We start from the raw sequence: 23808 nt of genomic DNA, 5'->3' as shown, positions 1-23808 counted from the left end.
TGGTGATCAAGCGACAGTGGTGCGACGTTCGAGCAATGCTTGCAACTGATCGAGCAACTCGTCACCGCGCATCAATTCGTAGTGCCCGCCGGTCAGTAAACGGTCGACCCCATGGCGTCCGACCTGAGCGGCAAACACCTCGCGTTCGGCGTCCCGGTCAGCCACCCACCAGCGGTGAGTGGCCACCTCAACCTTGGGCAATTGCCGCTGGGCCAGGGCCAGTTGCTTGAGCGCTGCACCGGTGGCAAAAATCCGCGTGAACTCATCGGCGCCCAGCGCAGCATCGCCACTGGAGCCGTGCAGCGCGGCCTCGATGACCGCAGCGGCAGCGGCTTGCTCGTTGAGTCCAGCAGCTTTCCGGGCAATCAGCGCTTGCGCCTCTTCGACCGACAGACCGAGCACGAACTTCAGGAAGTCCGCCAGGTCCTCACGCCAGTCTCCCGCCTCTGCCGTGCCGGCCACGTAGCTGTCGACCAGACCGGCGAATGCAACGGTCGCGCCCTGGCTTTCCAGCTCGCGGGACACCAGTTGCACCAGCGCCCCGCCCAGCGACCAACCCAACAGGTAATACGGGCCTTCAGGTTGTTGCGCGCGAATGCGTTGGGCGTAGGCCTGGGCCATCGCCGGCAGCGACGCGTCCTGCCATTGCGGGTCGAGCAGCATCCGGCATTGCAGACCATAAACCGTGCGTCGACCTTCCAGACGGCGCGCCAACGGCTCGTAATCGAACACCGTGCCGAACCCGGCGTGCAGGCAGAACAGCGCGGGCACATGCGCGAGGCGACTGTTGAGCGCCAGCAGTGGATCTGGCGCCGTGGCCGTCTCCTGCACCTGATAGCCGCTGAGCTCAGCGATGCATGGCTTTTGCATCAGATCGCGCAGCTTCAGCTCGAACCCCAGTTGCGGCTGACTGCGGACCCGCGAAATGACCTTGAGCACCTGCAGCGAGTCACCGCCCAGTTCAAAGAAGTTATCGTCGATACCGATTTGCGGTACGCCGAGCACGTCCTGCCAGATCGTCGCCAGTGCCTGTTCCAGCGCATTGCGTGGCGCACGATAGCCACCCAGCGCCCACTCTGGCTGGGGCAGCGCCCGCCGGTCGAGCTTGCCGTTGGCCGACAGCGGGAAGCGCTCCAGCACCATGATCCGTGCCGGCACCATGTAATCGGGCAATTGCGCCTGCAACTCGGCCTTGATCCATCGGTCCAGCCCCGTGACTGCAGCGGCCACCACATACCCCACCAACTGCTTGCCGGTCGGCGTGTCGTGCACCACCACGGCGGCATCCTGCACCCCGGCGCATTCGCGCAGACGGGCTTCGATTTCGCCGAGTTCGATACGGAAACCGCGGATCTTCACCTGCTGGTCGAGACGCCCGAGGTAGTCGATCAAGCCGCATTCGCGCTGGCGCACCAGGTCGCCGGTGCGGTACATGCGCCCGCCCGCCTCGAACGGATCGGGAATGAAGCGCTCAGCGCTCATGCCCGGACGCTGGTGGTAACCCCGCGCCAGGCACTCACCGCCCAGATACAGCTCGCCACTGACCCCGGCCGGCAACGGATTGAGGTCAGCATCGAGCACGTACAAGCCACGCCCGGCCACGCCACGGCCGATCGGCGCGTAGGCCGCCTCGCAACGCTCACTGACTTCGGCACGCCACAACAGCGGCGTGACCACGGTCTCGGTCGGGCCATAACCATTGACCAGACGCTGGGGACGCAAGGCGCGTTTGACCTGCTCGAAACTGGCCTCCGGCACCGCATCGCCGCCAAAGCAATACACCTGCACCGGCGGCGGATTGCCCAACCGTTCGGCCACTTCGGCCATCTGTTGCAGATAAGCCGGCGGGAAGCAGGCAACGGTAACGTGATGACGCTGCAGCACTTGCAGGGTCTGCTCCGGCGTCCACAGATTGTCCTCGCGGATCACCAGGCTGCCACCGGCCAGCAACACGCTCAGCCAACGCTCCTGAGCACCGTCGAAGGCGAACGACATGAAGTGCAGTTCGCGGCTGTCCGGCACCAGTTCATACAGATCGATGATGCCGCGGCAATGCCGGGCAATCGGCCCGCGAGCCACGGCCACGCCTTTGGGCTGACCGGTGGAACCGGAGGTGTAGATCAGGTACGCAAGGTGCCCTGCCAGCGGCCGGGACAACGGGCATTCAGCGCTGTCATCGTCCGGCAATTGATCGAGCAGCAACCGCGGCACGCGGTCGGCAAACGTCAGGCGCTCACCCAGATCGCTGTCGCAGAGCAGCAGGCTGGCCGCCGAATCATCGAGCATGTAGGCCAGACGCTCCGGCGGATACGCCAGGTCCAGCGGCAAGTACGCGGCACCGGCCTTGAGCACGGCGAGAAACGCAATGATCGTGCGCTCCGAGCGTGGCAATGCCACCGCCACCAGACTTTCTGCGCCGATACCGCGCTTGATCAATTGTCCAGCCAAAGCGTTGGCCCGGGCTTCGAGCTCGGCATAACTGACTTCACGCGCTTCACAGAACAGCGCGGTTTTCTGCGGCTGGTTGCGCACGTGTTCATTGAAGCTGCGCAACAGATCAGTGTCGTCGGTCGACGGTTCTGGCAGGCCCAGGCGCGCGCCGGGCAAACCGAGATTGCCGATCAGGCAGTGTTCATCTTCAGGCAACGTGTGCAGCAAACCTTCAAGTTGCGCACGGATCTGCTCGACCTCGGCATCACTGAAGCGATCGCGCAGATACAGGTATTCGACTTCCAGGCCGTCTTCGTTGGCACTGACCATCAAGTCCATCGGCACGTTGGTGACACCGGCGCTGCCCACCTCGGCAAAGCGCAACTCGCCCTCCTCGCCACCGCGCAACGCCCGGTCGACCGGATGGTTTTCGAACACGATGATGCTGTCGAACAAGCCCTGGCCACCGAGTCCGGCCCAGCGCTGGATGTCCGACAACGGCGTGTGCTCATAGTCGCGCACGGTCAGGTTGTAGTCCTGCAGCTCACGCAGCCACTCGCCTACTGGCTGTTGCGGGTCGAGCGTCTGGATCACCGGCAACGTGTTGATGAACAGACCGAGCATTTCCTGCGCCCCCGGCAAACCGGTCGGGCGCCCTGCTACCGTGGCGCCGAATGCCACGCTGCGCTGGCCGCTGTGACGTTGCAACAGCAACAGCCAGGCGGCTTGCACCAGGGTGTTGAGGGTCACGCGTTGGCGCTTGGCAAAACCGTGCAGCTTGCGCGTCGCGTCGGCGTCGAGATCGGTGTACATCACGCCGTGTCCGGAACCGCTCGCACCGCTGGCCTTGGCCAGAATCGTCGGTGCTTCCAGCAACGCCAGGCGCTCGCGCCAGAAGCCTTCGGCCTGAGCGCTGTCCTGACGTTGCAGCCAGCCGATGTAATCGGCGTAACGGCCATTGAGCGCCGGCAGGCTGGCGTGGTGATACAGGCGCAGCATCTCGCCGAGCAGGCGTGAAGCACTCCAGCCGTCGAGCAACAGGTGATGGTAGACCCAGATCATCTGATAGCGCTCGGCGTCCAGGCGCACCAGCACGAAACGCATCAGCGGCGGGCGGCTCAGGTCGAAGCCCTTGGCTTGCTCGGCAGCCGCCAGTTCGCTGAGTGCCTGCTCAGTGTCGTGGCGGTCGCGCCAGTCGAGTTCTTCGATCGGCAACTCGACCTCGGCAAACACCGCTTGCAGCGGATCGGCCAGACCATCGCGCCAGCGGAATGCCGCGCGCAGCACCTCATGGCGTTCGATCAGGGCTTGCCAGGCCGCGCGGAATCGCGGCACCTGCAGACCTTCCACCGCCACGCTCAACTGGTTGACGTAAGGGTTCAGCTCCGGTGAGTCCAGGCAGTGGAACAGCATGCCCTGCTGCATCGGCGACAGCGGATAGAGGTCCTGCAAACCTTCGCGAGCCGCCACATCAATGTGCGGCACCAGCGCGAAGGCGGCGACTTTCGGCGCCTCGTTCAAGGTCGCCTCGCGAGTGACCGCCACCGCCGCCAGCGCACGAATGGTCTGTTGTTCGAACAACTGCTTCGGACTGAACACCAGCCCGCGTTGCCCGGCGCGGCTGACCGCTTGCAGCGAGATGATCGAGTCACCGCCCAGTTCGAAGAAGTTCTCGGTGACGCCCAGCGCATCCAGGCCCAGCAGGTCCTGCCAGATCTCCACCAACAGCGCTTCGGCCGGTGTCGCGGCAGGCACCTGATCCTGACTCTGGCGCGCCAGGTCCGGCGCTGGCAACCCTTTGCGATCGAGCTTGCCATTGGGCGTCAACGGCAATGCGGCCAGGCACATCAGGTGCGCCGGCAGCATGTGCGCCGGCAGACGACTACGCAGGTGGGCGCTCAACGCTTCGTGCAAATCCTGCTCGTTGGCCAGCGGATCGCGCGGCACGATATAGCCGACCAACTGACGGCTCACCGGCCCGTCGCGATCAATCACCAACGCTTCGCGCACGCCTTCGTGCTCCAGCAGACAGGCCTCGATTTCCCCCAGTTCGATGCGGAAGCCGCGAATCTTCACTTGCTGGTCGATCCGGCCCAGGTATTCCACCACACCGTCGGCGCGGAACCGCGCCAGGTCACCACTGCGATACAACCGCGCACCCGGTACGAACGGATCCGGCACGAAGCGCTCGGCGGTCAGGTCCGGACGCTGGTGATAACCGCGGGCAACGCCCTCGCCGCCCAGGTACAACTCGCCGGCCACACCCACCGGCAGCGGCTGCAAACCACCGTCGAGAATGTAAGCACTGCGGTTGCCCACCGGTCGGCCAATCGGCATGAAGGCCGAGTCGAACCCGGTGTCCGGGTACGCCAGCCAGATCAGCGGGGTGATCACGGTTTCGGTCGGGCCATAACCGTTGATCAGGCGCGGCGGTTGCAGCACGTGCTGGACCTCATCGAACGCGTGCTTGGGCATGCCTTCGGCACACGGCGTGTAGGAACGGATCGGCAGTTTGCGCCCCGCTTCGCCCATGAAATCGGCGATCTGCAACAGATAGGTGGGCGTAAAACAGGCGATGGTGATGCCGTGCCGCTCGATTTCCGCGCAGGTGCGCTCAACGCTCCACAACTCATCATCACGCGGCATCACCGCCGAACCGAAGATCAGCGGCGTCAGCCAGCGTTCGTGGGCGCCGTCGAAGCTGATCGAGGCAAACTGCAGCTCACGATCCTCGGGGGTCATGCCGTACAACTCGCCGATGGCCAGGCAGTGCATCGCCAACGGGCCGTGGGCCACGCTCACGCCTTTGGGCCGCCCGGTGGAACCCGAGGTGTAAATCAGATAGGCAAGGTTTTCCCCGCAGGTCAGGTTGACCGGGTTGCTGTCCGGCAGCGATTGCAGCGGCTCACGGTCGATCTCCAGCACCGGCAGAGCGTCCGGCAGCGCCAGTTTTGCGCGCAGCCAGGACTGCGTGAGCATCAGCACAATGCCGCTGTCCTGCATCAGGTATTGCAGGCGCTCGGCCGGGTACGCCGGGTCAAGTGGCACGTAGGCGCCGCCGGCCTTGAGGATCGCCAGCAGGCCGACGATCATTTCCGGCGAACGCTGCATCGCCAGACCGACCCGTACTTCCGGGCCAACGCCCAGGTTGCGCAAGCGATGGGCCAGGCGGTTGGCGCGGCTGTTGAGTTCAGCGAACGTCAGCTGCACATCGGCAAAAATCAGCGCCGTGGCCTGCGGCCGGATCTCGGCCTGGGCTTCGATCAGTTGATGCACGCACAGCGGATTTTCGTTCGCGACGAAGGCTGGGTTCCATGTCTGCAACTGCTGCTCGCGCTCGCTGGCCGTCAGCAGATCCAGTTCGCTCAAGGCAGCGTCGGGGGCGCCGACCATTGCATTGAGCAATGCCGCCAGATGCTCGCTCATGCGGGCAATCACGGCGGCGCTGAAGTGGCTGCACTGGTAACTCCAGTTCAGGCTCAGGGTGTTTTCCGCGGTGGCCGCCAGGGTCAGCGGGAAGTTGGTGCGCTCATGGTTCTGCGGGATCGAAAAACTCAGGCCGGCCGGTGCGCCCTGTTGCAGCGCCTCGGCCACCGGGAAGTTTTCGAACACCAGCAGGCTGTCAAATAGCGGCTCGCCGGCTCTCCCGGCCCAACGCTGAATGTCACCCAGCGCAGTGAATTCGTGCTCACGCAGCTCCAGGTTCTGCGCCTGCAAACGGCTTAGCCACTGGCTGACTGTTTCCACCGCGTCCGGGCAACTGATCACCGGCAAGGTGTTGATGAACAGGCCCAACTGACTTTCGGCTCCCGGCAGGTCCACCGGCCGACCGGCCACGGTCGCGCCAAATGCCACGCAGCGCTGGCCGCTGTAGCGTTGCAGCAACAGCGCCCAGGCGCCTTGCAGCAAGGTGTTGAGCGTGACTTTCTGCTGACGGGCGAACTCGCTCAGACGCCGGGTCGCGGCCACGTCGAAGTTCTGCAGATGGTCGGCAAAGGCCTGAGTGTCCGACGGTTGCAGATCGCCATGGGCCAGGCTCTGCGCCAAAAGGGTCGGGTTGTCCAGCGGCGCCAGTTGCGCCAGCCAGAAACGCTCGTCGGCCTGCGCATCCTGACGCTGCAACCAGCCGATGTAGTCGGCAAAACGCCCGCTTGGCGCCTGTACCGTTTGTCCGGCGTAACGCTGCAACACCTCGCTGAGCAGCAACGAATTGCTCCAGCCATCGAGCAACAAGTGGTGGTGGGTGTAGATCAGTTGCTGACGCTCGTCGTCCAGTCGTACCAGCGTCAAACGCATCAACGGCGCTTGAGCCGGGTCGAGCTGCCGGCGCTCGCTGTCGATCAACTGGGCCAGCGCCTCGGCCTGATCGGCACGGCCACGCCAGTCCAGGCAACGGAACGGCAGTTGCAGATGACGATGTACCAGTTGCACCGGCGCCTCGAAGCCCTGCGGAAAGTGGAAACTGCTGCGCAGAATCGGATGCGCATCGATCACCGCTTGCCAGGCCTGACCCAATCGCTCGGCGTCCAGGCCACGGGCCTCGACGTTGAGCTGGTTGACGTAGGCACCCGACGCCGACTCGAACAGGCTGTGGAACAACAGACCGGCCTGCATTGGCGACAGCGGATACAGGTCCTCGATCTGCGACGCCGCCACCGGCAAATCATCAAGTTGCGCCTGGCGCAAACGCGCCAGCGGGAAATCCGCCGGGGTCACGCCACCGGCCTCGTCGCTCAGGCAGTGCTCGATCAGCGCCAGCAGCTCCTGGCGATAATCCGCGGCCAGTTGTTCGATTTCACCGAGTTCGAAGCATTCGCGGCTGAAGGTCCAGTCCAGTTTCAGTTCACCGCCATACACCTGACCGTCCACCGACAGCCAGTTCGGCAACGGTGCGTCAGCCGATTGCGCGGCACCGCTGGCCTCGCTGGCGGGGCTGAACAGCGCGTCCTCGGCAAAGCTCTGGTCGAACTGCCCGAGGTAGTTGAACGTCACCCGCGCGCTCGGCAACGCCTTCAGCGCCGCCTGCGTCGCGGCATCGCCCATGTAGCGCAGCAGCCCGAAACCCAGGCCCTTGCCGGGGATCTCGCGCAGTTGCTGTTTGATCGCCTTGATTGAACCGGCAAGGTCCGCCGTCGGCGTCAGGCGCACCGGAAACAGGCTTGAGAACCAGCCCACCGTGCGGGTCAGGTCGATGTCGTCGAACAGGTCTTCGCGACCATGGCCTTCGAGCTGGATCAGCGCCGATTCGTTGCCGCTCCAGCGGCTCAGGGTCCGGGCCAACGCAGTCAGCAACAGGTCATTGACCTGGGTGCGATACCCCGCTGGCGCCTGTTGCAGCAATTGGCGCGTCTGCTCGCGGTCCAGCGCAATGCTCACGCCTTGGCGCAAATGCCCGGCCTGACTGGCCTGGGCATTAGCCGCCGGCAAAGAGTCGCGGGCCTCGCCGAGTTGCGTCTGCCACCAGCTCAGCTCGGCCAGCGCCGCGTCACTGCGCGCATAGTCTTGCAGCTTCAGCGCCCAATTCTGGAACGCGCTGGTCTTGGGCGGCAGTGCCTGGTTCTGATAAGCCGCCTGCAAGTCTTCCAGCAGCACCCGCCAGGACACACCGTCCACCGCCAAATGGTGGATCACCAGCAACAGACGCTGGGAGCCGTCGGCCTGCGCGATCAAGGCGATCCGCAGCAACGGGCCATCCTGCAGACTCAGGCTGCGCTGGGCCTCTTCGCAGACTGATTCCAGCGATGCGTCGTTGGCAACCCGCGCAGTCCAGAGCATGTCGATGACGTCGGCACTGTCGGCGGCGACATAGCGCGCCGACCACTGACCGTCGACCAGACTGAAGCGCAGGCGCAAGGCGTCGTGCTGTTTGAGCAGACGCTGCACCGCGCCTTGCAGGCGCGGCAACTCCAATGTCTGGCGCGGCACCAGCAGCACGGCCTGATTCCAGTGCTGGCGTTGCGGGATCGGCTCGTCGAAGAACCAGCGCTGAATCGGCGTGAGTATCTGCTCACCGCTCACCGGCCCCTGTGGCGCCAGCGGTGCAGCCTGAACCTTGACCACTGCGGCCAGTGCCTGCAGCGTCTGTTGCTGGAACAGATCACGCGGTTGCAGGCTCAGGCCGGCACGCCGGGCCCGGCTGACCACCTGAATCGAAATGATCGAGTCGCCGCCCAGCTCAAAGAAATTGTCCTGACGGCCGACTTGCTCGACGCCCAGCACGTCCTGCCAGATCTGCGCCAGCGCTTGTTCATGTTCTGTGCAAGGTGCCTCGAACGCCCGCTGGCTGATTTGCAGGGTCGGTGCCGGCAAGCGCTTGCGTTCGAGTTTGCCATTGGGGCTGAGCGGCATCTGCTCGATCAGCACGGTCTGCGCTGGCACCATATAGTCCGGCAGACTCGCGAGCAGATGGGTTTTCAGGGTTTCGCGCCAGGCATTCTGCCGGGCGATATCGGCCTGCGGCAGCGCCCGATCCTGCGGCACCACGTACGCCACCAGTTGCTTGCCGCTCGGCCCGTCCAGCGCCAGCACCACCGCGTCCTGCACCTCGGCGTGTGCTTGCAGGCGCGCCTCGATTTCGCCCAGCTCGATCCGCAGACCGCGAATCTTCACCTGATGGTCGATGCGGCCACAGTATTCGATGGCGCCGTCGGCGCGATAACGCGCCAGGTCGCCAGTGCGGTACAGACGCTCGCCGCTGCCAAACGGGTCGACTACAAAACGCTCGGCGGTCAACGCGCCACGACGGTGATACCCACGGGCCAGACCGATACCGCCCAGGTACAACTCACCCACCGCGCCCAGCGGCAACGGCTGCAATTCGCTGTCGAGAATGCAGGTGCGCAGGTTGGCGATCGGCCGACCGATCGGCACGCTGTCGCGGCCCTCTTCCACACACGTCCAGTGGGTCACGTCGATTGCCGCTTCGGTCGGGCCATACAGGTTGTACAGATTGGCTTGCGGCAGGTTGCGCAGGGTCTGACGCTGCAACTCCATCGGCAACGCTTCGCCGCTGCAAATGATCCGCGTCAGCGAGGTGCACGCCAGCGACTCCTCGGCGCTGATGAATGCCGAGAGCATCGACGGTACGAAGTGCAGCGTGGTGATCGACTGCTCGACAATCAGCGCGGCAAGACGCTGCGGGTCGCGATGCTCGCCGGGCGCGGCGATGACCAGTGTCGCGCCCTTCATCAACGGCCAGAAAAACTCCCAGGCCGACACGTCGAAACTGAACGGAGTCTTTTGCAGCACCCGGTCGCCCGGTTGCAGGTTGTAGGCCTGTTGCATCCATTCCAGACGATTGTGCAACGCCACATGGCGGTTGCCGGCGCCCTTGGGTTTGCCGGTGGAGCCGGAGGTGTAGATCACATAGGCCAGGTTTTCCGCCAGCGCCAGATTGGGCAAGTCGGTGTCCGGCAGTTCGCTCAGCCAGTCGGCATCCGCTTGCAGGCACAGCGTGCGCAGCGAATCCGGGGTCGGCAGTTGCGCCCGCAGCGGCTCCTGGGTCAGCAGCAACGCGATGCCGCTGTCTTCGATCATGTAGCTCAAACGGTCGCGCGGATATTCCGGGTCCAGCGGCACATAGGCGCCACCGGCCTTGAGAATCGCCAGCAGGCCGACGACCATTTCGAACGAACGCTCGCAGGCGATCCCGACGATCACCTCCGCGCCGACGCCTTGCGCCCGCAAGTGATGAGCCAGACGGTTGGCGCGGCGGTTCAGCTCGGCATAGCTCAGGCGCTGGCCCTCAAACACCAGCGCCGTGGCGTCGGGTTGCTGTGCCGCGCGCGTCTCGAAGTGCCGCTGTACGCAGACCTCGCCGGGGTACACCTGCGCGGTGTCATTGAGCTCATCGAGAATGCCCACGCGCTCGTCGGCATCCAGCAGCGGCAGTTCGGCCAGCGGGCATTGCGGGTTCGCCAGCACCCCGGCCAGCAGATTGCGCCAATGCCGGGCCAGGTGCTCGATGCGTCCGGCGTCAAACAGGTCAGTGGCGTAGGTCAGGCTGGCGAACAACTGGTCGCCCACTTCCTGAGTATCCAGTTGCAGGTCGAACTGAGTGGTCGGCGTCGTGGCGTTCAGCGCCTCGACCCGCAGGCCCGCGAGCAAACCGCCGACCGCCGCGGCTTTGGCCTGCTGGTGATTGAACATCACCTGGAACAGCGGACTGTGGCTCATGCTGCGATCGCCTTGCAGCGCCTGCACCAGACGCTCGAACGGCAAGTCCTGATAATCCTGCGCATCCAGCGCCGCGGCCCGGGTCTGCTCGAGCAATTGGCTGAAGGTTTGACGCCCGTCGACCTCGACGCGCATCACCTGGGTGTTGACGAAGAAGCCGATCAAGCCACGGGTTTCGGCGCGGTTACGGTTGCCGATCGGCACACCGATGCGCAGGTCCGACTGTCCGCTGTAGCGATAGAGCAACGCCTGAAAACTGGCCAGCAGCAACATGAACGGCGTGACATTGGCCTGCTTTGCCAGCGCCATCAGGCCAGCAGCCAGATCGGCCTCCAGGGCGAAATCCAGACGTGCGCCGCGCTGGCTCGGCTGGGCCGGACGCGGACGGTCGGTGGGCAGTTCCAGCAGCGGTTGCTCGCTGCCCAGAGTGTCGCGCCACCAGTTCAGTTGACGTTCAAGCTCACCGGCCTCCATCCAGCGGCGTTGCCAGGCGGCATAGTCCGAATACTGGATCGGCAGCGGTTCAAGCGGTGCATCCTGGCCCTGACAATGGGCGGCGTAAAGCCGCGAGAATTCCTCGATCAGCACGCCCATCGACCAGCCGTCGGTGACGATGTGATGCAGGGTCAGCGCCAGCACGTGGTCTTCGGTATCCAGTTGCAACAGGCTGACACGCAACAGCGAGCCATGCTGCAAATCGAAAGGCCGGGCAATGTCCGCCTGCACCTGACGCATGGCGCAGGCCAGGCGCTCAGCCTGTGGCTGCGCGCGCAAGTCATGTTGTTCGATCGGCAACGCGGTGAACGCCGCCAGGGTTTGCAGGACCTGTCCGTCATCCTCGACGAAGCGGCTGCGCAGGCTCTGGTGACGCTCCAGCAACACGTCGAAACTGTGTTGCAGCGCGGCGATGTTCAGCGGCCCTTGCAGGCGCAGCACGGCGGGGATGTTGTAGGCCGCGCTCTGTGGGTCGAGCTGCCAGAGAAACCACTGGCGTTGCTGCGCGTACGACAGCTCGAAGGTCGTTTGCGGCTCGGCGGCGGGCGGAATCGGCAACTGGCCGAAGCTCACACCCTGCTCTTGCATGCGTTGCAGAAATTCGCGGCGCTTGTCTGCCGGCAATGCGGCAAAACGGGTGGCGATGCGCCAGGCGGTGGTGTGTTCCATCAGTTGATCTCCATCTCGTCGAGAAGCGACTCAAGCGCATCCAGACGTGCATCGTTGTCAGTCGGGGCGAGTTGCCCGGCCATGGCGGCATAAGCCTGAAGGTCGCTGGATTCGAACAGCGCACGCAGCGCCAGCTCGATGCCCAGTTCCAGCTCCACACGGGCGCTGGCCTGGGCGGCGAGCAGCGAGTGCCCGCCCAATTCAAAGAAGTTGTCGCGCCGCCCGACCTGCGCCACGCCCAGCACATCGGCCCAGATCGCCGCCAGTTGCCGTTCGAGTTCGCCTTCGGGGGCTTCATAAGGGCGCTGCAGGGCTTGGGCATCGGGCAGCGGCAAGGCCTTGCGGTCGAGCTTGCCGTTGCTGGTCAGCGGCAAGGCATCGAGCAGCAGCCAGTGGCTCGGCACCATGTAGTCCGGCAAATCGACCTTGAGCGCAGCCCGCAGGTGGTCGCGCCAGGCCATCGGGTCCGCCGGGGCTTGCTCGGCGACCACGTAGGCGCACAACTGCGGCCCGCCCTCGTCGTCGTGCACGCTCAACACCGCGTGACGCACGCCGGGTTGCGCCAGCAGCGCCGCCTCGATTTCTCCCAGTTCGATGCGGAAGCCACGGATCTTCACCTGTTGGTCGATACGCCCCAGGTAGTCGATGCTGCCGTCGAGACGCTGGCGCGCCAGATCGCCGCTGCGATAGAGCCGCTGCGACGCGTCAAACGGACTCGGCACGAAGCGCTCGGCGGTCAGCTCGAAACGCCCGTGGTAACCGCGCGCCAGACCGGCCCCGGCGATGTACAACTCACCCGCCACCCCCACCGGCACCGGTTGCAACTGGCTGTCGAGCAAGTACCAGCGCAGGTCGCGAATCGGCAGGCCGATCGGGCTCTGCGCCTTGCCGTCGAGGTCCGCCAGACGGATTGCGCGGTAAGTCACGTGCACCGTGGTTTCGGTGATGCCATACATGTTGACCAGTGTCGGCTGCTGATCGCCGAAGCGCTCGAACCAGGGTCGCAGGCTCGCCACTTCCAGCGCTTCGCCACCAAAAATCACCTGGCGCAGCGCCAGGTGGCGCGGGCTGGCGCAGGCAATCGGCAGCAGTTGGCGGAACGCGGTCGGCGTCTGGTTCAACACTGTCACGCCTTCGTCGCACAGCAGGCGATGGAACTCCCGCGGCTCGCGGCTGATGTAGTACGGCACGATCACCAGGCGCCCGCCGGTGCACAGCGAACCGAACAGTTCCCACACCGAGAAATCGAACGCGTAGGAATGGAACAGGGTCCAGACATCATCCGGGCCGAAGTTGAATTCACTGGCGGTCGCGCTCAACAGGCGCCCGACGTTGGCATGGCTGAGCAACGCACCTTTCGGCCGGCCGGTGGAACCCGAGGTGTAGATCACATACGCGAGGTTGTCCGGGCTGCTCAGGCTCGGCAGATCCTCAGCGCTGTAGGCGTCCAGCGCCAGCGTATCGAGGCTCAGGACTTGCACGTGCTCACGCGCCGGCAAGCCATCGAGCAGATGTTGCTGAGTCAGCAGCAAGGCGATGCCGCTGTCTTCGATCATGTAGCTCAGGCGCTCCACCGGGTATTGCGGATCGAGCGGCACGTAGGCGCCACCGGCCTTGAGGATCGCCAGCAGACCGACCACCAGCGGCAGCGCACGCTCGGTGGCGATGCCGACCCGCACTTCCGGCCCGACGCCCTGCTCGCGCAACTTGCGCGCCAGACGGTTGGCCTGGGCATTGAGCGCGGCATAGCTCAAACGCTCGCCTTCGTAGACCAGCGCAATCGCCTGCGGCCGCAGCGCCACCTGGGCTTCGAACAACTGATGCAAGGTGGGCGACGGCGGTTGCAGATCGAACACCGGGTTCCATTCAGCGATCAACGCCTGACGCTGAGCGCTGTGCAGCAATGGCAGCTCGGCCACCCGTTGCTGCGGGTCAGCTGCCACGGCGCGCAGCAGGTTCAGCCACTGCTCGGCGAAGCGCTGCATCGAGGCCGGGTCGTACACATCGGTGGCGTAGGTCAGGCTCGCGTCCAGCGTATCGCCCTGCTCCTGCGTATCGAGGACCAGATCGAACTGCGCGGTGGTTTGCTGCCAGTGCAAACGCTCGACCTGCAAGTCGGCAACGCTACGTTCGACGCTGGCGCCCAGTTGCTGCTGATGGTTGAACAACACCTGGAACAGCGGGCTGTGATTGAGGCTGCGCTCCGGCTGCAAGGCATCGACCAGTTGCTCGAACGGCAGGTCCTGATTGGCCTGCGCGTGCAACGCCAACTGTTTGATCTGTTGCAGCAGGCTGCTGAAGGACTGCTGGCCGTCGACCTCGGCACGCAGCACTTGGGTGTTGATGAAGAAGCCGATCAGGCCTTCGGTTTCCAGGCGCGAACGGCCCGCACTCGGCACGCCGACATTGATCGCCGCTTGCCCGCTCTGGCGGTGCAACAAGGTGTGCAGGCTCGCCAGCAGCAACATGAACAAGGTCACTTGCCGGGCCTGCGCGCATTCACGCAATGCCGCCAGCAGCGGCGCGTCCACGTTCAGCAGCAGGCTGGCACCACGCTCGCTGCGACGCGCCGGGCGGCTCAATTCACTCGGCAGCTCAAGCGGTGTCTGACTGCCGGCCAGGCGCTGGCGCCACTCACCGAGCTGACGTTCGCCCTCGCCCGCTTCCAGCCAGTCGCGCTGCCAGCGTGCGTAATCGCTGTAGCTCACCGGCAGCGGCTTGAGGTCGGCGTCACGCCCCTCGACAGCCGCCTGATACAGCGCACTGAACTCGTCGACCATGATCTGCATCGACCAGCCATCAGCGGCGATGTGATGCACGGTCAGCACCAGCACATGTTCCTCGGCCCCCAGCTGCAGCAGCAACATGCGCCACAACGGGCCGTTGCGCAGGTCGAACGGCCGGGCGATTTGCGCGGCGATGGCAGCGTCGAGGGACGCCGCGTCGATCGGATGCTGATCGAGTTGCAGCGGCAACTGCGCATGCACCCGGGGCCGTGCCTGTTGCCCGTCCTGTTCGAAGGTGGTGCGCAAAGTGGCGTGGCGCGCCTGCAATTGCTCGAACGCCAGGCGCAGTGCCGGCTGATCCAGCCGCCCCTTGAGGCGCAACGCCGCCGGAATGTTGTACGCCGGGCTGTGCGGATCCAGTTGCCAGACAATCCACTGCCGCTGCTGGGCGTAGGACATTACCGCTGGTTGGTCGCCGGCAGCGGCCTGCAACAGCGGTTGGGCGTGACCACCGGCCTGGGCCGCGCGCTCGGCAAACCCGGCCAGACTGGCCGCCGAGAACAGGCTGCTGACCGGCAACTCCAGTTGCAGTTGCTGACGCACCCGCGAGATCACTTGCAGCACCAGCAGCGAATGGCCGCCCAGTTCGAAGAAGTTGTCGTCGCGCCCCACGCGCTCGACGTGCAGCACCTCTTGCCAGATTTGCGCCAGTTGCGTTTCCAGCCCTGGTACCGGCGCCACAAACTCGCGCTGACCGGCACTGCCGACAACACGCGGCAAGGCGCTGCGATCGAGTTTGCCGTTGTTGTTCAGCGGCAAGGCGGCCATCGGCACCAGATGGCTCGGCACCATGTAGTCCGGCAACGACTGACGCAGGGCGGCGTCGAGGGCTTGGCGATAACTCGCCTCGTCGCCAACCGCGCCGTTGGCCACGACGTATGCCACCAGTTGCGTACCGTCCTGAGCAATGACCGCCGCCTCGCGCACCTCGGCACGCGCTTGCAGGCAGGCCTCGATCTCACCCATCTCGATGCGCAAACCGCGAATCTTCACCTGGTGGTCGATACGCCCGACGTATTCCAGCTCGGCGTTGGCGTTGTAGCGCGCCAGATCACCGCTGCGGTACAGACGTGCGCCGGGTTCAACGGCAAACGGGTCTGGCAGGAAGCGTTCGGCGGTCAATGCCGGACGGTCGAAATAACGTTGCGCCAGACAGGCCGGCGCGCCGATGCACAGCTCGCCGATGCCACCGGCCGGCAGCAACTGCCCGGCACTGTCGAGCACATACAGCGAACGTCCGGGAATGGCGCGGCCGATCGGCACGCCGAAGCTGTCGCTGGCATCGTCCAGGCGACAGTCATGCACGCTGGACACCACCGTGGCCTCGGTTGGCCCGTAGGTGTTGAGCAGGCGCACATGGCCCTGACCCGCCTGATGCCAGAGACGCAAGCCCTCGACGGACATCGCCTCGCCACCGACGTGCACCTGACGCAACGAACCCAATGTGCCAATCGCACCGCTGGCGCATTCACGGGCCAGCAGGTACCAGTAGGCCGCCGGCAAGTCGGCCACGGTGACGCCATGACGGACGATTTCGGCCGCCAGGCGCCCGGCATCCCACAGCGCATCGCCACGCATGATCAATGCGCCGCCGACACACAGCGCCGGGAAGCACTGCTCGACGAATCCATCGAAACTGAAGGTTGCGAACTGCAGCACGCGGTCTGCTGCCGACAGCCGCGAATACTCGGCGGCGCTCTGACAGAACTCGCGCAGCGCGCCATGGGCAATCGCCACGCCCTTGGGTAGACCGGTGGAACCGGAGGTGTAAATCACATAGGCCAGATCCTGCGCGTCGGCCTGCGTCAGCGGGTCGTGTTCGGCAAAACCGGCGCTGTCATCCAGCACCAGGCGCACCACCGACGGCAACGGCAGATCCTGCAGCAGGCCGGACTCGCACAGCAGCACGTCGAGGCGGCTGTCGTCGATCATGTAGCGCAGGCGCTCGGCCGGGTATTTCGGGTCCAGCGGCACATATGCCGCGCCGCTTTTGAGCACCGCCAGCAGGCTGACGATCAATTGCGGGCCACGGTTCAACGCCAGGCCAACCCGGGCACCCGGGCCGGCACCGTGGGCGATCAGGCGATGGGCCAGACGATTGGCCTGGGCATTGAGCTGGCCGTAGCTCAGGGTCTGGCCGTCAACCGCCAGTGCCAGTGCATCGGGGGTGGCCGCCGCGTGAGCGGCGATCTGTTCGTGAGCCAGACGCGGATCCTGCAACACCACCGCCGGCGTTCGGCTCACCGCCAGCAACGGCGCCCGGGCCTGGGCATCAAGCAACTCCAGCGAACCCAAAGCCGCATCGGCGCCAGCGGCCATTTGCGTCAGCAAGTGCTGCAGGTTGGCCGACAACGTTGCCACTTGCCCGGCACTGAAACGTGCGGTGTCGTAGCTGAAGTCGAGCGTCAGGGTCGCGCCGATTTCGACGCCCAGGGTCAACGGATAGTGGGTGCGTTCATGGTTATGCAGATTGCTGAACGACAGCCCTGCCGGCGCGCCCTGCTTCAACGCCTCGGCCACCGGGAAATTTTCGAACACCAGCAGGCTGTCGAACAGCGCGCTGCCCTGCTGACCGGCCCAGCCTTGAATGTCATACAGCGGCACGTGCTCGAAATCGCGCATCGCCAGGTTCTGGCCCTGCAAGTCGCCGAGCCATTGGCTCACGGTCTGCTGCGGATTGGGCGCACAAACCAGGGGCAAGGTGTTGATGAACAGGCCCAGCTGCGCTTCGATCCCCGCCAGCGGTGCCGAACGACCGGCCACCGTGGCGCCGAACGCCACGCAATCCTGGCCGGTGTAGCGTTGCAGCAACAGGCCCCAGGCACCTTGCAGAACGGTGTTGAGCGTCACCTTCTGCTGACGGGCGAACTCGCCAAGACGCAGGGTCGTGTGGCCGTCGAGCACCACGCGATGCTCCGCGCTGCCCTCGCCCGCCACCGGCGCACGCAAGGCGTCAGCCAGCAACGTCGGCGCTTGCAGCGGTGCCAGTGCAGCTTTCCAGAACTGCTCGCCGGCGCTGGCCGACTGCGCCTGCAACCACGTCAGGTAATCGCGGTATTGCCCGACCGGCGCCGCCAGCGTCTGCCCGGCGCTGTAGTGTTCGATCACTTCGGCAAGCAACTGCGCGTTGCTCCAACCGTCCATCAGAATATGGTGGCTGGTGTAGATCAGGTGCCAGTCAGCGGCACCGCTGCGCACCAGTTTCAAACGCAGCAGCGGCGCGCAGTCGAGGGCGAAACCCTGAGCACGTTCGGCAGCGGCCAGGGCGTCGGTATCGGTCGCTGGCAAGACTTCCAGCGGCAAGCTCACTTCGCGCACGATCGCCTGATGTGCCGCGTCGAGGCCGTGCCAGTGGAAGCTGCTGCGCAGAATCTGATGCCGCTCCAGCGCCGCCTGCCAGGACTGGGCAAAACGCTGTGGATCGAGGCCATGAATGTCCAGGCGCAACTGGCTGATGTAGGCGCCGACTTCGGGCTCGTACAAAGTGTGAAAGAGCATGCCCTGCTGCATCGGCGACAGGGGATACAGGTCTTCGAGTTGCCCGGCCGGCAGCGGCAGCGCATCGAGCTGCGCCTGGCTCACTTGAGCCAGCGGGAAGTCCGACGGCGTTGCCTGCGGCGTGTCGATGGCGCAGCAGTGCTCGATCACTGCATCCAGCTCGCTTGCGTACTCATCGGCAAGGCGCTGCACGGTCGCACGATCGAACATCTGGCTGCTGAAGCCCCAGGTCATCGACAGCTCGCCGCCGTACACCTGACCCTCGACGGTCAGCCAGTTGCCGAGCGGCGCCGACGGGTCCTGTGCGACACCGCCGCCTTCTCTGGAAGGCACGAACAGCGCCGCCTCGTCGAACTGACGATCGAACTGCCCGAGGTAGTTGAAGGTGATGCGCGGCTGGACCTGAGCGGCCAGCGTCGCGGCGGTCTGCGCATCGCCCAGATAACGCAGCGCGCCGTAGCTCAGACCTTTGTCCGGCACCGCGCGCAGTTGCTCCTTGATGGTTTTGATCGACGCGCCGAGGGCGTCCGTCGGCACCAGATTGATTGGGAACAGGCTGGTGAACCAGCCGAGGGTGCGGGTCAGATCGATGTCGTCGAACAGGTCTTCGCGGCCATGGCCCTCCAGTTGAATCAGGCTGCCGGCCTGACCGCTCCAGCGGCAGATCACCCGGGCCAGCGCCGTCAGCAGCAGGTCGTTGACCTGAGTGCGATAAGCCGCCGGGGCCTGCTGCAACAATTTGCGCGTCTGACCGGCGCTGAATTTCAGCTCGATTTTCTGCTCGTGGCGGTTTTCCAGCGAACCGTGAGGCCGCTCGCAAGGCAAGTCGTTCTGCGCGGCATCGCGCAATTGCGTCTGCCAGTAATCGAGGCTGCGGGCGAAGCTCGGCAGGTGTCCCTGCAAACGTGCGACCCAGTGCTGGTAAGCGCTGGTCTTGTCCGGCAAGGCGATGGCCGTGCCGCTCAGGGCCTGGGCATAAGCCTGCTGCAAATCTTCCAGCAGCACTCGCCACGAAACGCCGTCGATCACCAAGTGATGAGCGACCAGCAGCAAGCGCTGACTGCCGTCGGCGAGATCCACCAGCAGTGCGCGCACTAGCGGTCCCCGGGCCAGGTCCAGACTGCGCTGGGCTTCGTCGCACAACACCTTGAGGTCTTGCGCCGACGCGGCATTGCGCTGCCACAACACCGATTCGTCGGACAGCGCCGCGTAGGCTTGCTGCCAGCCATCGGCACTCAAGGTGTAGCGCAGGCGCAAACCGTCGTGATGGTTGATCAGTTGCTTGAGTGCACGGTCCAGCGCCTGGGCGTTCATCGCTTGCTGCGGCACCAGCAGCAACGACTGGTTCCAGTGCTGACGCTGAGCAATGTCCTGTTCGAAAAACCAGCGCTGTACCGGCGCCAGCAGCACCGCACCGACGGCCGGTCCCTGGTCGATCAGACTCTGCTCACCCTGCCGGGCGACCTGCGCCAGACTGCGGATGGTCTGGTACTGGAACAGTTCTTTGGGGCTGAGCACGATCCCGGCCTGGCGCGCCCGGCTGACCACTTGCATCGACACGATCGAGTCGCCGCCCAGCTCGAAGAAGTTGTCTTCCAGACCGACGTTTTCAATTGACAGCACCTCCTGCCAAATCGCGGCCAGGGCTTTTTCCATGGCGCTGCGCGGCGCTACGTGTTCGCGCTGCTGCTGACGCCCATCGACCGCCGGCAAGGCCTTGCGGTCGAGCTTGCCGTTGGGGGTCAGCGGCAGGTGTTCGAGGAACAGCAGGTACGCCGGCACCATGTAATCCGGCAGATGCTGACGCAGTGCAGCTTTCAGCGTTTCGCGCAGGCGCGCCTGCACATCAGCGTCTGCCGCCAGCACTGTGGCGTCAGCGGGCACGATGTACGCCACCAGTTGCTGTCCGCTGGCGCCTTCCTGCGCCAGCACCGCCAGCTCGCGCACGGTGTCCTGCTGCAACAGCCGGGCTTCGATTTCGCCCAGCTCGATGCGGAAACCGCGCACCTTGACCTGATGGTCGATACGCCCGACGTATTGCAGTGCGCCATCCACCTGATAACGGGTCAGGTCACCGCTGCGATACAGCCGCTCGCCGGTGCTGGAAAACGGGTTCGGCACGTACTTTTCGGCGGTCATCGCCGCACGTCCCAGGTAGCCCCGGGTGATGCCGGCGCCGGCCAGATACAGTTCAGCGGCGACCCCTTGTGGCACCGGTTGCAGATCGGCGTCCAGCAGGTAGCTGGCGGTGCCGGTCAACGGCCGGCCGATGCTCGCCACCCCACCCGCCTCACGGCGCGTCCAGGTGGAGTAAGTGGTGTCTTCCGATGGGCCATACAGATCAAAGATCTGCTCGACGGCGGTCTGCTGATACAACGCATCGACCAGGCTCTGCTTCAACGGTTCGCCCGCAAGATTGATGGTGCGCACGCTCGAAGCGATGGCCCCGTCGCGCAGCAAGGCATTGATCGCCGACGGCACAGTGTTGATCAGACGCACCTGATTGCGCGCCGGCAGGTGCGGCAACTCAAGGGCGTTACGCGCGATGATCAGCGAGCCACTGTTGGCCAGGGTGACGAACAGCTCCCACACCGACAGGTCGAAGCACACCGAGGTCGAGGCCAATACACCTTGAATGTCATCGCCGCTGTAGACGCTGCGCGACCAGTCGATCAGCGCTTGCACGTTGCGGTGCGCGATGGCCACGCCTTTCGGCTTGCCGGTCGAGCCTGAGGTGTAAATCACATACGCCAGGTTGTCGGCGGTCACCGAAGTCACGGGCGCCTGGCGTGGGTACGCCGCCAGTTCGCCAGCGATGCAGTCGAGCAGCAACACTTGCGTGTCGGTGCCGACCACGAGCGTTTGCGCGATGGCCTGCTCCGTCAGCAACACCCGCGCACGGCTGTCTTCGAGCATGTAGGCGACGCGGTCGGCCGGGTAGTCCGGGTCCAGTGGCACATAGGCGCCACCGGCCTTGAGCACGGCGAGCAAGGCGACCAGCAAATGGTCGGAACGCTGCATGGCGACCCCGACCCGCACTTCGGGGCCGACGCCGCACTCGATCAATTTGTGCGCCAGACGATTGGCCCGTGCGTCGATATCGGCGTAGCTGAATGCCTGCTCGCCAAAGGTCACCGCCAGCGCCTGCGGCTGCCGGGCGACCTGCTGCTCGATCAACTCATGAATGCACGAGGCTGCAGCGATATCGGCCGGCATGCGGTTCCAGTCGCAGACGATCTGTTGATACTCGGCGTGCTCCAGCATCGGCAGATCGCTGATGCGCTGGCGACTGTCCTGGACCATGCCGCGCAACAGGTTGAGCCAGTGTTGCGCCATGCGCTCGATGGTCTGCGGGTCGAACAGATCGTTGGCGTAGGTCAGCGCGGCGTGCAAGGTGCCGGCCTTTTCATAAGTGTCCAGGGTCAGATCGAACTGGGTGGTGCGGCCCTGCCACTCGATCACGCCCAGCTCCAGCCCGGAAGCGGTGCTGACCGCGGTGATGTCAGCGACTTGCGGCTGATGGTTGTACATCACCTGGAACAGCGGCGTGTGGCTGAGGCTGCGTTCCAGTTTCAAGGCTTCGACCAGACGCTCGAACGGCAGGTCCTGATGGGCCTGGGCGCCAAGCGCGGTTTCCTTGATCGCGCGCAGCAGGTCATCGACCCGGGTCTGCCCGTCCAGTTGGGTGCGCAGCACCTGAGTGTTGACGAAGAAGCCGATCAGCCCCTCGATTTCGCTGCGGTTACGGTTGGCAATCGGCACGCCGACGCGGATGTCGGCCTGCCCGGTGTAACGATGCAGCAGCACGTTGAACGCGCCGAGCAGCAACATGAACAAGGTGATGCCATGCTGCTGGGCGGTGCCGCGCAACTGCTCGGCCAACGCACCGTCGATGGCGAATGGGAAACGGGTGCCGCGATAGCTCGGCATCGCCGGACGCGGGTGGTCGGTGGGCAACTCCAGCACCGGGTGTTCATCACCCAATTGCGCCTGCCAGTAATCGAGCTGTCGTGCCTGCTCCCCCGCTTCCAGCCAACGGCGCTGCCACAGGGCGTAGTCGCTGTACTGGATCGGCAGCGCCGCCAGTTGCACCGGCTGGCCGGCGTCGAACGCGTCGTAGCAACGGATGAACTCGTCGATCAGCACGTTCATCGACCAACCGTCGGACACGATGTGATGCAGGGTCAGCAACAGCACATGCTCGTGCGGGTCGAGCTTGAGCAGCTTGATCCGCAGCAACGGCCCCACGGCCAGATCGAACGGCAGCAGCGACTGCTGCTGAGCCGCGTCGGCCACGGCGAGTTCACGTTCGGCCGGGCTCAACCCAGTGAAATCCACCGACTCGATCAGCAGCGGCTTCGACGCCGGCACCTGCAGCAGGCTGTCGTCGCCCTGGCGCTGGAACACTGTGCGCAGGGTTTCGTGACGCTCGACCAGATGGGCGAACGCTTGCTCCAGCGCCGCCAGGTTCAGAGATCCGGTCAGGCGCACCGCGCCTGGCAGGTTATAGGCGCCGCTGTGCGGGTCGAGCTGCCAGAGAAACCACATGCGTTGCTGCGCGTAGGACAGCGCCTGCCGGTCATCGGCCTCGACTCCCCGAGGGATCGGAAAACGGGCGAAATCCACGCCCTCCTTGTGCAAGGCCGCGAGGAACATCTGGCGCTTTTCCAGGGGCAACCCGATAAACCGGCGAGCAAGTTTCAAGGAGTCTTCAGCATTCATTTCTCAGCATCCGGATCAGTAGGCAGGAAGCACAAAGGCACGTCGTCCCTATAAAACGAATGCAGACCGGAAAAATTAGCGAATGAGAACAACTTGCAGACAAGACAAACCCCTGTAGGAGTGAGCCTGCTCGCGATAACGGTTTTTCAGTCAATAATGCAGCGACTGACAGACCGCTATCGCGAGCAGGCTCACTCCTACAGGGGGTTGGGTGAAGCCAGGAATCGCGCTACACAGCGGCCATCAGACTGTGCCGGCGATGGTGCACTTCCAGTTGATCCTTGATCACCTTCAGCACCTTGGCTTCATGCTCATGAATGAAAAAGTGCCCGCCGGCGAGCATGTCCACGGAAAAGCTGCCAAGGGTCTCCTTGCTCCAGCCGATCAGTTGTTCGGTGGTGGCGCGGTCGGTGGTGCCGCCCAGCACGTGGATCGGGCATTTCAGCAACGCACGCTGAAGCGGATGGAAGGTGCCGCACAGCAGAAAGTCGGCACGCAGGATCGGCAAGGTCAGGCTCATCAACTCGGCACTGGCCAGGACCTCTTCGCTGGTGCCATTGAGGGAGCGCAATTGTTCGATCAGTTCGGCGTCGGTCTTGGGTTCGGCGAAACCGCGATCGTAGTCGCTGCGCATCGTCGGCGCCGCGGTGCCCGAGGCGAACAGCGCCACCGGTTCCGGCAGGCCCAGCGCGCGCAATGCATGCGCCAGCTCACAGGCCAGCAAGGCCCCGAGGCTGTGGCCGAAAATCGCATACGGCGCGCGCAACGACGGTTGCAGCTCGGCAGCCAGTTGTCGGGCCAGGGTGCGCAAGTCGGTTTGCAGCGGCTCGTTGAAGCGCGCGCCACGCCCCGGCAGTTCCACCGGTTGCAGCGTCAGCCACTGCGGCAGCTTGCGCCGCCAGCGGCTGTAGACCATGGCACTGGCGCCCGAATAAGGAAGGCACAGCAATGTCAGCTGAGTCACCCGGCTTACCTCGAAAAGTTGTCTGTATAGAAGAACGAAGACAACCTGACGCAAATTAGCCCTGCGCCT

3 protein-coding genes are annotated in these 23808 nt (G+C 64.8%); all 3 read right to left on the bottom strand.

All coding sequences use genetic code 11. From position 1 onward, the window contains the following. Positions 1–6: 6 nt before the first annotated feature. The 3 genes from J5M57_RS23635 to J5M57_RS23625 all read right to left on the bottom strand — a co-directional run bounded on the left by J5M57_RS23635 (position 7) and on the right by J5M57_RS23625 (position 23739). Positions 7–11769: a non-ribosomal peptide synthetase gene (locus J5M57_RS23635; protein WP_207849586.1), complete on the bottom strand. Its 11763-nt coding sequence runs from the start codon at positions 11767–11769 to the stop codon at positions 7–9. Then, on the bottom strand, positions 11769–22775 hold the full coding sequence (locus J5M57_RS23630; protein ID WP_207849585.1) for a non-ribosomal peptide synthetase: 11007 nt from the start codon (positions 22773–22775) through the stop codon (positions 11769–11771). The genes J5M57_RS23635 and J5M57_RS23630 overlap by 1 nt, the downstream gene beginning before the upstream one ends. A 229-nt stretch (positions 22776–23004) precedes the next feature. After that, the gene (locus tag J5M57_RS23625; RefSeq protein WP_082920296.1) at positions 23005–23739 is read right to left on the bottom strand and encodes an alpha/beta fold hydrolase; all 735 of its coding nucleotides are present in this window, start codon (positions 23737–23739) and stop codon (positions 23005–23007) included. Between the last annotated feature and the right edge of the window lie 69 nt (positions 23740–23808).

It is taken from the genome of Pseudomonas sp. 86_A (assembly GCF_017491705.1).
GTDB lineage: Bacteria > Pseudomonadota > Gammaproteobacteria > Pseudomonadales > Pseudomonadaceae > Aquipseudomonas > Aquipseudomonas koreensis.
The sequence above is the reverse complement of the archived record's forward strand: the minus strand, read 5'-3'. Positions and strand labels throughout refer to the sequence as shown.